Below are 13,991 nucleotides of genomic sequence, written 5' to 3'. Positions count from 1 at the left end.
GAGATGACCGCTATGGCGCAGATTCCGAAATTTCTTCGTCCGCCTCGTTCGTCTGAGTCGCCCGATCAACGGCCAGCTTGTCCCAACGCCAGACCCCGTCACTCTTCGCCTGCTTCGTCATCTCCCAAGCAGCAACCATCCTATCAAACACCTGTGGCGTCCCCCGATAAGCCAGCTCGAATGGCTCAATGCCCGTTCAACCCGACCGCATCGTTTCGCTGCCGTGCAACGATCGCGTGGCTTTGTTTCGTCGATCCTGCTAGAAGCACCGCGCAACAGCATAGACGGAATTTCTAATGGCCGGCTTAACGCTAGTCGCCAAATGCCGCTCTCCCAGTGTAAGGGGCGTGAATCGTCTCGCAACGTAACAGCTGCGGTGTATCTATCATCGTTTCCGGATTTCAGCCGATCTTGGAGGCCGGCAAGACCCTGCCGGGATTCATGATGCCGGCTGGATCGAACATGGACTTTACTCTCTTCATCAGTTCCATCTCCACAGGTGACTTGTAACGTGCCATCTCCTTTAGGTGAATTGAGCCAATGCCGTGCTCAGCACTGAAGGTGCCGCCAAGATCGGAAGCTATATCATACAAGAGATGGCCGACGCCGTGCGTACAGGCCGATTTGTCTCCCTTGGCAGCCCACTCGGCGTGGCTGAACATGGCGATGTAGTGCAGATTACCATCTCCCAAATGTCCAACGACAATCGGAACAGCTTGGGGAAACGCCGACGCCAGGGCCGCCTCGGCGCGTCGAACAAACTCGGGAATCTTTGCAGGGGGCACCGCAATATCATGGGTCAGGCCCATGCCTGCCTTGACATTCGCTTCGGTGACATGGTGCCGGATGTGCCAGAGCTGATGCCGCTGGCGCTCGCTGGTGGCAATAGTCGCGTCGGCAACAGCTCCCGAGTTCACCGACGCTTCCAAAGTTGACATTAGCCGATCCGACATCACATCCTCGGGTTCGGCGCCGGCCAACTCGACGAGGACATACCAAGGCGCACCCTTAGACAACGGATGTGCCGTACCCTGAATGTGCGTGACGACCAGCTCGAATTCGCTCGCCGATATCAGCTCGACGGCAGAAACCGTGCCCGGGAATTGGGTTTGAACGTCAAGGGCCAGTTGCGATGCGTCCTCGATCGAATTGGTCGCAACCAGCGCGGTGATCGTATGACGCGGCAAAGGCAACAGCTTTAGCGCCGCAGCGGTGACGATCCCTATCGTTCCTTCCGAACCGATGAACAGGTTTTTCAGATCATAGCCACTGTTGTTCTTACGCAGGGTCCGCAAGCCATTCCAGATCGTTCCGTCCGGCAGTACCGCCTCGATACCGAGAACCAGATCGCGCATATTTCCATAGCGGACGACCGCGGTTCCTCCAGCGTTGGTCGCGATATTTCCACCAATCTGGCACGACCCCTCTGCTCCGAGGCTCATCGGAAACAGACGGTTCGCTGCGCGCGCGACATCCTGTACGTTCGCCAGCACACAGCCCGCCTCAACCAGCAATGAATTATCCTTGGGATCGACGGATAAGATCCGGTTCATTCGCCGCAGATTCAGGACTATGCCATTGCCCAGCATGTCCGGCACCGATCCGCCACAAACACTCGTATTTCCACCTTGCGGATAGATCGGGACGCGGCGATCGGCGCAGAGTTTGACGATCTCGGAAACAGCTTTGGTCGACCCCGGGAGCGCGACAGCCAACGCGGATCCTTCGTGACGTTTCCGCCAATCGACGAGATGCGGCCGCATCTCCACGGGCTCCTCGATCAGGAGCGTATCCGCGATTGCACGAAGCGCGATCAGAAATGCATCGGACATCGGGTCAGCCGTTCAGCAGGATTACATCGCCGTCATCCCATGCTACGTGGAGCCTGTCTCCGGGTCGCACGCGAAGGGCGGCTCGCTCTGAAATGCTCTTGGCGACAAAGGTGCCTCCGTTGGCCCTGCGCACAGTCACACGCGTCATGCCCCCGACGAATGAGACGTGGTCGACCTCCCCTGAAAGCGCGTTCACGCCGCCAGCCGGAAGATTGCCTTCGGAGATGATCCGCAGCTTCTCGGGCCGCACCAGCACCCTCTTCCCGATGCTTGCCGATTGAGCCGGACGAAAGGTTATGCCATCCGACGATCTGAGAAGACCGTCGCCAGTAGAGACAACGTCGAAGAGATTGGATTCGCCGATGAACTCTGCCGCAAATGTATTGAGCGGAGAGAAATAGAGTTCCTCGGGGGGACCGATCTGCGCGACACGACCGCTCTCCATCAGGCACACGGTATCAGACAGGTTCAGCGCCTCCTCCTGATCATGCGTAACGTAGACGATCGTCGTACCAAGCTCCATGTGAAGACGCTTGATCTCTTCCTGCATCTGGTCGCGCATGTTCTTGTCAAGCGCGCCGAGAGGTTCATCCATCAGAATGATCTTGGGAGAATACACGATGCACCTGGCGATGCCGACACGCTGCTGCTGGCCGCCGGAGAGCTGGCGCGGCTTGCGAGCCTCGAATCCCGTAAGCCCGACGCGAGCGAGCACATCGGACACCTTGTCCGCGATTTCGGCTTTCGTCAGCCCCCTGATCTTCAGGGGATAGGCGACGTTGTCGAAGACGCTCATATGCGGCATCAGCGCATAATTCTGGAAGACCATGCCGATTCCACGCTCGCGCGGCGGCACCTCTGTCACGTCGCGTCCATCGATGAAGATGCGGCCGGAGGTCACGCCGACGGCACCAGAGATCAAGTTGAGGATAGTGGTTTTTCCAGAGCCACTCGGCCCCAGAAGCGTGAGGAACTCACCCCTGCGGACCGAGATGTCGGTGCGATGCAGCGCTGTAAATTCACCATAGGTCTTGCCGATGCCATCAAGCCTGATCATCGGCGCAGACGCACCTTCGATGGCTGTCATGGCGAGCACCTCCGTCCGCTTCTGAGGGATCATGCCGGCACCGGTACTGTGTAGGCAAGCGGAAGCCTTCCGCCGTCCGCGTAGATGGTCTGGCCGGTCATATAGCTCGACGCATCGCTCGCCAGGAAAATGGCGATCTTCGCGATCTCTTCGGGTTGACCGAGACGACCCATGGGCGTGCGCGACAGGATGTTCTTGAAAGCAGCCGGATCGGTGTTGACGATCTGTGCAAGCAGCTCCGTTTCAATGCTCCCCGGACCGATGCCGTTGACACGGATACCGTGCTTGGCAAGGCCGAGAGCCATAACCGCAGTCAGCTGGTTCAATCCACCCTTGCTGACCGCGTAGGGCACGATGTGAGGGCTACAAACTACTGCGTTGATCGAGCTCATGTTGATGATCACGCCCCTGCGACCCAGTTCGACCATCTTGCGTGCGCTGGCCTGCCCAACCAAAAAGCCGCCCTTGAGATTGACGCGCAGGACCCGATCGAAATCGGCCTCGGTGATCTCCAGGATCTCGGCATTCTGATTAATGCCTGCATTGCTGACCGCAATATCGATACCGCCGAACCAGTCGCAGGTCTTCTCGACCAAGCGCGTGACATGCTCGGCGTTGCCGACGTCGCAATGACTGTAGCGGCAGCGATCGCCGAGCTCGGCGGCGAGTTGCGCGCCACGTTGATCTTGGACGTCGGCGATGACGACGTTGGCACCTTCCGTGATGAATTCGCGTGCAATTGCGGCACCGATGCCCTGCGCGGCACCAGTGACGATCGCTGTTTTACCTTCGAGCTGCATCTTTTCCTCTGTTTTAGGTATTCGCAGTGCTCACCCGCTCCCGGTCAAAGCAACCATCGTCGATCGCTTTTGAGAGAAACTGCTTCTGGATGCGTTGGGTCGGCGTCTTACAAAAATCGTCGACGAAAGCGACGAAGCGCGGGATCTGGAACGCCGCGAGACGAGGCTCGCACCACCCTAGGAGTTCAGCGGCCCCCAGATCCTGCCCCAGCTTGAGCTTGACAAAGAGCTTCAGGTCTTCGTCGGCCAGCTCGTTCGGCACGCCGATGAGAGCGCTCTCTTCGACTGCCGGATGATCATTGATCACCCGCTCCACCTCCCATGCGGAAATGTTCTCGCCGCGACGCCGGAGACTGTCCTTCTTGCGCCCGAGAAAGAAGATGAAGCCGTCTTCGTCTCGATAGGCGAGATCGCCGGTATAGAGCCAGCCGTCACGGATCGTCTTGGCTGTCGTCTCCGGATCCTTATGGTAATGCGCGACCATGACGCCGCGCTCCCTCTCGGCAACTCGGATTTCTCCGACTTCACGAGGCGCGGTCGAACCACCGCTTTCATTCACAATTTCGACTTCAAAATAGTCGACCGCCTTGCCAATGGAGCCCAGCCTGCCTTCAGTGTTGACGACACTGAAACTCGAGGTTTCGGTCATCCCGTATCCTTCGCGGATCTCGACGCCAAATCGCTCCTCGAATTCGCGCCAGACGCCGATCGGGCAGCCGCCACCCCACGCAATTGTGGCCCCGTGCTTGCGATCCTGCTCTGTTGGGGGTTGCTTCAACAGGAGTTGGAGCACGCCGCCGACGAAGTGGACATGAGTGGCCCCGTATTCCCGCACCTCGTCCCAGAATCGCGAGGCGCTAAAGCGCGCGACGAGGGCAAGCGTGACCGGCACCATCAGCGAGAGCACAAGCACCTCGCTGCCGAACACGTGGTAGATCGGATCCCAGAAATGAAGCACGCTTCCCGGCTGGATATTCCCGATCCAGATCGACCCCAACGCCGCTGCGCGCAGCATACGATCCGTCATCTCCACGCCTTTGGCGGGCCCCGTGGTTCCGGACGTGTAGAGGATAGTGCGGAGGTCATCATCGCGCACATCCACGCCAGGATTGGCATCGTTTGGATGCGACAGGATGGTATCGATCGAGGCGACGGCTCGCCGGTCGGCCGGAGCCCCGTCTCGCCACAGCTGCCGGATGTTGGGTCGCTCGACCAAGATGGGATCCAGATTCTGAGCATAGTCGCCGTCGGCGACGAGAAACTCGGGCGCCGCATGATCGACGATATAGGCGAGACCCGCCCCCTTGAGATTCACATTGATCGGCACTTGCACGGCACCGAGCTTCATCAGTGCGAAGAAAATCGTGATGTGATCGAGATGATGCCCGAGCATCACCGCGACATGAGTACCCTTGCCGACGCCGAGCTCCGCAAAACCATGGGCCGCCCGGTTGACGCCGCTGTTCATGGCGGCACACGTGGTGAAGACGTCACCTTGCCGACAAAAAACATGATCTGGCCGTTCTCGCGCGCAGCGCTCGAGAAGAAGCGGCACGCTCTCGTCGTCGGAAAACCAGGCGGTCTGTTTGCGCATCCCGGCCTCGCTACCAGAGCCAGCGCTTTTCGTCCGTGAGCGTCCAGCTCTCAACCTGGCCGACAGCGTCGAAGGTTCTGGCAACCGCAACGTGACCGTTGCGGAGACGCGTCATCATCGCGAAGAGCGCAAACACCGCCTGACGAAGTCCCTCATCGGCCTCGTATGCGAAAGGCATGAATCCGCGAATGCGAAGCACGGCGCTGTCGGCTGACGTCGATTCGATACTGCATTCATTTCGGAACGAACGCAGCATCGCGGCAAAGCTCGTTGCAATTGCCACGGGCGAGGCCCCCTCCTCGCCGCTTGCCTTGGCAAGATCCGGACCGAATTGCACCGCGAGCAACCGCATCCCAGTCGCAACCAAGTCGCGCGCCGCCGGAGCCCCAAAAAGGCGGTGCATGATCTGAATGACATGCTGCACATAATCGACACCGTAGCTGTAGCTGCCCTTCAGCCAACGCGCCTCAGGCCATATCGCCGGATCGAGCTTCGGCGCCCTTTCAGGGTTGAATTCCGGCGTCCGCTCGACGTGTTCCACACGAAAGCGTTCCTCAGGTGCCAGGTCGTGATCATATTCCTGGAAGTAGCCCTCATCGTAGGGGTGTCCTTCGGCCACAAACTTGGTCGCCACCCAACCGAGCCGCGGACAGCCAAGGAGGCTGCCATTGCGCGGATGCCAGGTCGAAAGAATTGTCCGGCGCACTGAGGTCGGTACCGCAAGCGCGGAGATGCCTGGATAGGTGCCCCACGGCGAGAGATAGCGGATCCAAACCTTCTTCGGACTCTCTTCGATGAGCTGCATGTTCAGGCCGCCAATCGAATTGCTGAAGTAGTGGTATTTCGCGGCAGCGAGCGCCGGCGGATCGTTGTGAATGCCGAGCTTGACCAAAGCCGACTGAAAACGGGCCTTCTGTTCCGAGGACAGCAATGCAGCCCAGATGTCGTTCAGCGCTTTCTCACCTCGCTCGCGAAAGCAAACCGCCGTGAGGCCGGAGACCACAGTCCAGGCAAATTTGTTCGCGAGCACAACGCGTGCGCGCAGCGCAGCAATATCTTCTTCATCGTGGCTTGAACTGTGCATGGGCCTCAATCCTTCAGAAAAGTGTGAATTCCGGCCGTCATTGTCCCGGCGTACCCGGACGCTGAAGCGCCGCGGTCAGCATGCAGATGACGAAGGAAAGGACGGTCAGCATCGTTGAGACGGCCGCGATCACGGGCGATATCTCCCATTGGATGCTCGAATACATTTTTACCGGCAGTGTAGTGGTCGTCGCCGAAGCGAGGAACCAGGAGATCACGACCTCGTCGAACGAGATCAGGAAGGCAAACAGACCGCCCGCGAGGATCGAGGGTACGAGTTGTGGCAGCACGACCGTGGTAAACATGCGATAGCGGCCGGCGCCCATCAGAGTCGCGCCGAACTCGAGGTTCGGGTCAAGCTTCTGGACACCAGCAGCGATCATGACGATGACGAACGGCGTGACGTAGATCGTGTGGCCGAGCACGAGCGCCAGGGTCGAGCCGGAGAGACGCACATAGGAGAAGTACAGATACAATCCGAGCGCCATGACGATGGCCGGGATGACGAGCGGACTCATCATCAGTAGTGTGATTGCTCGCTTGCCGCGAAATTCGTAGCGGACGATGCCATAGGCGGCCGGAACCGCAGTCAGCAGTGCGAGGCACGTCGCAATGAGCGCGATCTTCAGGCTTTGCAACAGTGGGCCGGTCCAGGCGGGCGTAGAAAAGAATATCTGATAGAGCTCGATCGAGAACTCGCGCGGCGGGAAACGGATCTCATTCTTTGTCCCGAAGGAAACCGGAACCACGATCAGACTCGGCACCAGGAGAAAGGCGTAGACCAGACCAGCGAGCAGCGAACCAAAACGGCGATAGCGGCGTTTGAGCGAGTCGCGCTGGTCAGAGGTGACCGACATCACGTCCTCCTGACAAGGCGATTGCGGCGGATCCACAGCGCCGGCGCCGAGAGCAGGATGACCATGACGAGCAACAACACCCCGATCGCAGCGGCCATGTTCCAGTCGAGCGTCTCACGCGTGTAGAAATCGACAAGATTGGCGAGCATGACGTCCTGCCGCCCGCCGAGCAGTGCGGGGATGATGAAGAAGCCGAGAGACATCACCATCACGCTGGAAACGCCAGCCATGACGCCCGGCAGGCTGAGCGGCAGCGTTATCGTGAAGAAGATCCGGGTAGGCCGCGCGCTCATGATATCGGCAGCCCGATACAGCGCGGGATCGATCGCGAGCAGGCTCGCCAGCACCGGGAAGACGATGAACGGCGTCAGGTAGTTCGTCATGCCGACCATCACGCCGAAGCGATTGAGAATCATCGGCAATGCAATGTGCGAGCCCGACACCCAGCTCAGCAAAGAGTTGATCACGCCTTCCCGGCCGAGGATGACTGTGAAGGCGTAGCTCTTGACCAGGATGCTGGTCCAGAATGGCAGCAGCACCAGCACCATATAGAGGGCGCGGCGCCGCGGCGACTGACGCGCCAGATGCAACGCGACCGCATAACCGAGCACGAGACTGATCAGTGAAGCCGAGACACTGATCTCGATAGTCGTATAGAGGGAGCGCCGGAACAGCGTGCTCGAGAGAAGGTTCTCGAACGCCTCAGGTGAGAGCGCTCGTCCGTCCACGCTGGTGACGAGAATGAATAGCAGAGGCACTGCCGCGATCGCCAGCGACAGAATTGCCGCTGGCGAGACGTAGGCCGCCGCTGCCCGTGAGTTCTCGACACCGCTCACGGTCAGAGTCCGATCACGATCTTCGTCGCCGGAGCACTCACGTGAGCACCCACTCCTTGAAGCGGCGGCTAAGTTTCTCGAAATTGTCCGACCACCACATTTCGTCCATGATCAGGTTCTGACCGGAACTCATGTCGGGCAGCCATTTCCGCGTGTCAGCCGAGAGCATCGGCAATGCTTTCTTGCTGACCGGGGTGTTGCCGAGCAGTTCCATGACCGCTGCCTGCCTTGCCGGCTGCATGGCATAGGAGACGAACTTCAGGGCATTGTCCTTGTTCGGCGCGTTCTTGAGCACCGCAAGGTATTCCAGCCCGTTCAGTGTCTGGGCGAAGGAAAAGGCCATGCCGGCGCCTGTCGCACCCGTTGTCCTCACGCGCGAGGCGTACGAATAGCTGAAATCGACCTCATTCGTCTGGAGCAAGGTGATGGTCTGCGGGGTCGAATCGACCCATTTGGCTACGCTCGGCTTGATCCGATCGAGTGCTTTGAAAGCTCGATCGACGTCGAGCGGATAGATCTTGGAAGGAGGAACACCATCCGCCAGGAGCGCGGCCTCGAGTGTTTCGCTCGGGCGGTTACGGAAGGTGCGGCGACCCGGAAAAGCTTTGGCGTCGAAATATTCGGCGAAGTTCTTGGGATACTTGCCTTCGGCATAGCGCTTGGGATCATAGGCGATGCCACCGGCGAAGGTGTAGAAGGGCACCAGATCCGTCGTTGCCGCTATCGACAAGTCCGAAGCATCGAATAATGAGGAGCTCAGCGGCTCCCAGTATCCCGCCTTCGAACCGGCCGTGCCCATCGCACCTGGCGCATCGAAGACGTCCCATTCAACGTTACCGGTTGTAACTTGCGCCTTCACCTTGGCAAGGTCCGGCGTATCGATCACCGTCACATTGATGCCCGTCTCGGCCATGAAGGGCTTGATCAGTCCCTCCTCGACCGAACTGCGGTAGGTGCCACCCCAGGTCACAAAGACCAGGTTCTTGGAAGCGGCCTCGGCGCGGCCGTGCCGTAGCACAAACGGCGCGGCCATGCTCAGTGCGGCGCCTCCACCGATACTCCTGAGCAAGTGACGCCGCGACAGCCGAATTACACTTGACCTCCCATTGCACTCAGACATGAGATCCTCCTCTAAATTCCCATCGTGAAAAGCTTCAGGCGGCAGTGGACTTGAAATTCGGCAAGCCTCTTTCTCGCTCCAAGGTAACTGGAAGCGCCTTCGCCAATAATTGTCGTGTTTCCTCGCTCACCGGCAGAAGCGGCGTGAGCGTCTCTCCTGAGGGGAAACCGGACATGGCCAGTGCGGCCTTGAGCGGTCCTGGATTGTGTTCCCGATAGAGCAGGTTGACGGTTGGCATGAGCTCCGCATGCAAGGTCTTCGCCTGATCGAACTTTCCCGCGGAAGCGAGGCGATACAATTCGGCCCAAATCCGCGGAAACAGGCACGAGGTTGCCAGCAGACCGCCGCGTGCGCCCATGGCGATGTGAAGCGGGAAGACATTTTCCTCGCCGGTGAGAATGGACATCTCAGCGCCAGCGAGCTCCATCGCTCGCAGCTGGACCGAGAGATCCTGGTTGCAGGCCTTCATGGCGACGACGCGAGTTTGCCGTGCCAACGCGTCCACTGTCTCAGGCGTCAATGAAATGCCCGTTCGGTACGGGATCTCATAGAGCATCAGGTCAGCATCGACGGCGTCCGACAGCTTCTTGAAGTAGTCGACGATTCCGTTCTGCGTGGGCCGCGCATAGTAGGGTGTCACCACGAGCAAGGCGCTAGCGCCGGCCTCGACAAATTCGCGGCAGGTGATCAGCGTCTCGCCAAAGCCCGGTGACAACACGCCCGGAATCACCGGCACGCGACCGCCGACCGCTTCGAGCGTCGCATCCACCATCTGTCGTCGCTGTTTGGGGGTGAGCGACACATATTCGCCTGTCCCCCCAACGGGAGCGAGGCCATCGGCGCCTTCCGAGACAAGATGCTCGGCAAGTTTACGAACCGCCGGGTTGTCGATATCTCCCGACGCCGCCACGGGCGTCGGAGTCGCGGTGATAATCCCTTGGTAGGCGGTTGTTGCCGTCTTCACGCCGTGGTCTCCACAGTTGGGACAAAGCGTTGCGAGTCGCCCACTTGATCACTCTTACTGGCGCTCTGATAGTGACGCTCGATGAACGACACGGAGTACTTTCCAGCGGCGGCATCCTCGGCAATCGACGTCGGCGAGCGATCGCTTGCAGGGCCATAGCCGCCTGCGCCCGGCGTCTCGACGGAGACCGCCGTCTCGGGCGTGAGCTTCATGCCTGTGAGCTTGGGCGGAAGCGCTTCGACGCGACCATCAGTCCGATGCAGTTGGAACCGGCCGGGTCGACCAGGCTCGCCTCCGAAGATCCCCCCTGGTGCGTGGCGGAAACGTTCACCTACGCCCGAAAACTCGCAGGTATGACCGACCGGCCGAACGACCCGACGCAGGCCGAGACCGCCACGGTAGGTCCCAGCACCGCCGGAGTCGACGACAAGACCATATTCTTCGACGCGCAACGGATATTCCATCTCGATTGCCTCGACCGGCAGGTTCGAGGTGTTTGTGATGTGGACTTGCACGCCATCCTTGCCGTCCCGATCGTTCCGCGCGCCCATGCCGCCGCCGAGCGTTTCAAGATAGACGTAAGGCTGTCCGGTCTGCGGGTCCGTGCCGGCGAAAACCATGCTGGTATTCGCGCCATTGGCGCATCCAATCACGCGCTCCGGCAATACGGAGGCAAGTGCACCAAGCACGACGTCAATCACGCGCTGACAAGTATTGGCACGCAAGGCGACCGCGGCGGGCGCAACACAGTTCACGATGGTGCCCTGGGGCGCCACGATTTCGAAAGACTGCACAACACCCTCGTTGTTGGGCATCGAAGGGTCGAGCAACGCCTTCAGGGCGTAGCAGACAGAAGATCGCACGGCGTTGAGGGTAAGATTGATGTTGCCGGCGACCTGCCGAGCCGACCCCGTGAAATCGAAGACAGCCTCCGTCCCGCGCTTGCGGACCGTCAGGGCGATGACGACGTCGGATTGACCGGCACCGTCGTCATCCATCATGTCCGCGCTCGACCACTCGCCGTCGGGCAGCGCCCCAATTGCAGAGCGCATCCGAGCGCGGCTGCGCTCGATGATTTCGTCGAACGCGGTCTCCATCTTTCCGAGCCCGTAGCGACCATAGAGATCGTGAAGACGCTCGACGCCCAGCCGGCACGCCGCGATCTGCGCATTGAGATCGCCCTTTCGCTCCGTCGGCAGGCGCATGTTCAGAAGAAGGAGATCGAAGATATCGCGAACCAGCTCTCCCGCGCTACAGAGCCGAACGACCGGAATGCGGAGACCTTCCTGATAGATCTCGGTCAGGCCACCGGACATCGACCCTCGCGCTGCACCACCTACGTCGGCGTGATGCGCGATGTTGCAGACGAAGGCGACAAGCTTATCGTCCACAAAGACCGGCGCGGCGAGATTGATGTCGGGCAGATGCGTGCCACCGGCAACATGTGGGTCATTTCCGACGAAAATGTCACCAGGCCGAATATCTCCGACGAACCGCGCCTGGAGGATCTCGACGAGACCGCTCATCGAGGCAAGGTGGATCGGCAATGCGTTTTCCGCCTGCACGATAAGGCGACCATCTGCATCAAGGATCGCCACCGAATGATCGTGACGCTCCTTGATGTTGGTTGAGAATGCAGACCGCTGGATGGTCAGGAAGCACTCATCCGTTGTCGAACGCAGCCCGTTCCACAAGATCTCCAGGGTGATCGGATCGAGATTGGTCTCGGTCACGGATGAAACTCCATGATAATATTGCGCGCGTCGTCCACACGGGCGGACCAGCGCGGCGGCACGACGGTCGTGGAGTCGAACTGGGTAACGATTGCCGGTCCCTGCAGCACCTCGCCAGGATCCAATTTGGATCGATGCACCACGGTGGTTTCGACCGGTCCTGACTTGTCAAACCAGGCAGTGACCGACGTCCGCCCAGCGTCCGCCACCGCCTGACGTAGCCGGGGATCACCTTCGCGTTCCTGCACGACGCGCGCCTTCAAACGAACATTGACGAGCTCGATGGCCGCTGCCGGATCGCTGTGGCCGTATTTTGATTGATGGGTGGCCAAAAAGCGCTCTCGCAACTTGCCAACCTCCGGCAGACGGTCACTTTCGTCGAGTTGCACCGAGAGTTCATAGTTCTGGCCAACATGACGCATGTCGAGAGACGTATTGAGAACAAGCCCCTTCGCGCCATTGCTCCACGTCTTAGCCTGGTCGGTCAGGCGTTTGATGACTTCGACAATGGGAGACAAATCACCGTCCAGATTGACGCGACATGTCGCAACGAAGCTCTCCTGCACGTCGGACATTGCTACGCCCTCCGCACAAAGGATGCCCGGTGAGAGCGGCACGAGGATTTTCCGGATCGATAGTTCCTCAGCCACGTCAGCGGCGTGCAGCCCTCCAGCTCCGCCGAACGGCATCAACGTGAAGTCGCGGGGATCGTAGCCGCGCTCGACTGAGATCGCGCGGATGGCACGGACCATATTCGAGACGCAGATTCGGACGATGCCGAGCGCCGTCTCCGGCAGGGCGAGCCCGAGCTGCGCCGCCAGCGGAGCAATCGCCCGCTCCGCTGCGACACGATCAAGGGTCATGCCGCCGCCGACCAAAGCAGTCGGAAGGCGTCCCAAATAGACGTTTGCATCCGACACCGTCGGTAGCGCGCCACCACGGCCATAGCAGGCAGGTCCGGGGACTGCGCCGGCACTTTCGGGGCCAACTTTGAGCAACCCGTCCGCGCCGACATGTGCAATGGAGCCGCCACCGGCACCGACAGTGTTGATGTCGATGGAAGGCAACCGAACTGGAAACTCGGCGATATCGCGGCCATAGGTCATGGCTGCAGCGCCGTTTTCGATCAGGCATACGTCGGTGCTTGTTCCTCCGATATCGAGGGTGATCAGGTCGCTCTCGCCCGAACGCCCCGCAACCGCAACTGCACCGACTACGCCCGCAGCAGGTCCTGATAGCGCCGTACGAATTGGCAACTGCCCCGCCCTATCGATCGCCATCAAGCCGCCCGCGGACTGGCTGATGCCGATCGCGGCACCGGCTGCACGGCTTTCGAGAGCCGCGGCCAAGCGCGCCATGTAACGAGTGACCTTTGGCTGGAGATAGGCGTTGAGCACCGTTGTAGAAAACCGCTCATATTCGCGGAACTCGGGCTGCACCTCGCACGACAACGACACGTGCAGCTCCGGCAACCGTCTGCGCAAGGCTGCGCCGATGCGCTGCTCGTGCGCAGGGTTCAGAAACGAGAACAATAGACAGACTGCACAGCATTCCGCGCCGCTGGCAGCGACTCGCTCGACCGCAGCATCGATCTCAGCATCGGAGAGCTCCGTCACGACCTCCCCGAGCGGACCTATTCGCTCCGTGATCTCAAAACGATTCTGTCTCGGCACAACGGGCGACGGAGCGTCGGCCTTGAGGTCGTAGATCTTCGGACGAACCTGCCGCCCGATCTCCAGCAAATCGCGAAAACCCTTGGTGGTGATCACCGCGACGTTGCCGCCGCTGCGCTCGATCAACGCATTCGTCGCGACCGTTGTGCCATGCGCAAATCGCGAGGCGGCGCCGAGACCGCAAGCTTCCGCCAGTTCGGCGAGGCCAGAGAGGATGGCGCGGGATGGATCATCAGGAGTGGATGGGCGCTTGTGGACCAAGACGTCCCCGGTCGATGAGTTCAGCACGTAAAAGTCGGTGAAGGTTCCGCCGACATCCACTCCGACAGTCCAGCTCATGCCGCCTCCTCATTTGGATACATTAAATATCCAAGTTGGACACATTGTCAATCCAGTGTAGCTTCGAGCATCC

11 protein-coding genes are annotated in these 13,991 nt (G+C 60.1%); all 11 read right to left on the bottom strand.

What is annotated here, in order from left to right:
- Nucleotides 1-401: 401 nt before the first annotated feature.
- Entirely contained in the window at nucleotides 402-1,832 is a 1,431-nt protein-coding gene (locus tag Q3C01_RS36760) for an FAD-binding oxidoreductase (protein WP_458150175.1), read from the bottom strand.
- Nucleotides 1,833-1,836: 4 nt separating this feature from the next.
- Nucleotides 1,837-2,919, bottom strand: a complete 1,083-nt coding sequence (locus tag Q3C01_RS36755; RefSeq protein ID WP_458150174.1) for an ABC transporter ATP-binding protein — start codon at nucleotides 2,917-2,919, stop codon at nucleotides 1,837-1,839.
- 29 nt (nucleotides 2,920-2,948) lie between these two features.
- Complete coding sequence (locus tag Q3C01_RS36750) at nucleotides 2,949-3,719, bottom strand: SDR family NAD(P)-dependent oxidoreductase (protein ID WP_458150173.1); 771 nt, start codon at nucleotides 3,717-3,719, stop codon at nucleotides 2,949-2,951.
- A gap of 13 nt (nucleotides 3,720-3,732) precedes the next feature.
- Nucleotides 3,733-5,313, bottom strand: a complete 1,581-nt coding sequence (locus tag Q3C01_RS36745) for an AMP-binding protein (RefSeq protein ID WP_458150172.1) — start codon at nucleotides 5,311-5,313, stop codon at nucleotides 3,733-3,735.
- 10 nt (nucleotides 5,314-5,323) lie between these two features.
- Nucleotides 5,324-6,397: a hypothetical protein gene (locus Q3C01_RS36740; RefSeq protein ID WP_458150171.1), complete on the bottom strand. Its 1,074-nt coding sequence runs from the start codon at nucleotides 6,395-6,397 to the stop codon at nucleotides 5,324-5,326.
- 37 nt (nucleotides 6,398-6,434) lie between these two features.
- Nucleotides 6,435-7,253, bottom strand: a complete 819-nt coding sequence (locus tag Q3C01_RS36735) for an ABC transporter permease (protein ID WP_458150170.1) — start codon at nucleotides 7,251-7,253, stop codon at nucleotides 6,435-6,437.
- Nucleotides 7,253-8,089 (bottom strand): ABC transporter permease, encoded by an 837-nt coding sequence (locus Q3C01_RS36730; protein ID WP_458150169.1) that lies wholly within the window; start codon nucleotides 8,087-8,089, stop codon nucleotides 7,253-7,255. The genes Q3C01_RS36735 and Q3C01_RS36730 overlap by 1 nt, the downstream gene beginning before the upstream one ends.
- Before the next feature lie 37 nt (nucleotides 8,090-8,126).
- On the bottom strand, nucleotides 8,127-9,122 hold the full coding sequence (locus Q3C01_RS36725) for an ABC transporter substrate-binding protein (protein WP_458150168.1): 996 nt from the start codon (nucleotides 9,120-9,122) through the stop codon (nucleotides 8,127-8,129).
- A gap of 121 nt (nucleotides 9,123-9,243) precedes the next feature.
- Nucleotides 9,244-10,173: a 4-hydroxy-tetrahydrodipicolinate synthase gene (gene dapA / locus Q3C01_RS36720; protein ID WP_458150167.1), complete on the bottom strand. Its 930-nt coding sequence runs from the start codon at nucleotides 10,171-10,173 to the stop codon at nucleotides 9,244-9,246.
- Nucleotides 10,170-11,906: a hydantoinase B/oxoprolinase family protein gene (locus tag Q3C01_RS36715; protein ID WP_458150166.1), complete on the bottom strand. Its 1,737-nt coding sequence runs from the start codon at nucleotides 11,904-11,906 to the stop codon at nucleotides 10,170-10,172. The genes dapA and Q3C01_RS36715 overlap by 4 nt, the downstream gene beginning before the upstream one ends.
- On the bottom strand, nucleotides 11,903-13,918 hold the full coding sequence (locus tag Q3C01_RS36710; RefSeq protein WP_458150165.1) for a hydantoinase/oxoprolinase family protein: 2,016 nt from the start codon (nucleotides 13,916-13,918) through the stop codon (nucleotides 11,903-11,905). The genes Q3C01_RS36715 and Q3C01_RS36710 overlap by 4 nt, the downstream gene beginning before the upstream one ends.
- Nucleotides 13,919-13,991: the final 73 nt, after the last annotated feature.

This window comes from Bradyrhizobium sp. UFLA05-109 (assembly GCF_054185165.1).
Note: the sequence above shows the minus strand (reverse complement) of the source record. Positions and strands in the feature narration are given on the sequence as shown.

Bases quoted from the DNA above. Each gene is read 5' to 3' on its own strand.
- Q3C01_RS36760 (WP_458150175.1), bottom strand. From the start codon at position 1,832: ATGTCCGATGCATTTCTGATCGCGCTTCGTGCAATCGCGGATACGCTC.
- Q3C01_RS36755 (WP_458150174.1), bottom strand. From the start codon at position 2,919: ATGACAGCCATCGAAGGTGCGTCTGCGCCGATGATCAGGCTTGATGGC.
- Q3C01_RS36750 (WP_458150173.1), bottom strand. From the start codon at position 3,719: ATGCAGCTCGAAGGTAAAACAGCGATCGTCACTGGTGCCGCGCAGGGC.
- Q3C01_RS36745 (WP_458150172.1), bottom strand. From the start codon at position 5,313: ATGCGCAAACAGACCGCCTGGTTTTCCGACGACGAGAGCGTGCCGCTT.
- Q3C01_RS36740 (WP_458150171.1), bottom strand. From the start codon at position 6,397: ATGCACAGTTCAAGCCACGATGAAGAAGATATTGCTGCGCTGCGCGCA.
- Q3C01_RS36735 (WP_458150170.1), bottom strand. From the start codon at position 7,253: ATGTCGGTCACCTCTGACCAGCGCGACTCGCTCAAACGCCGCTATCGC.
- Q3C01_RS36725 (WP_458150168.1), bottom strand. From the start codon at position 9,122: ATGGCCGCGCCGTTTGTGCTACGGCACGGCCGCGCCGAGGCCGCTTCC.
- Q3C01_RS36710 (WP_458150165.1), bottom strand. From the start codon at position 13,918: ATGAGCTGGACTGTCGGAGTGGATGTCGGCGGAACCTTCACCGACTTT.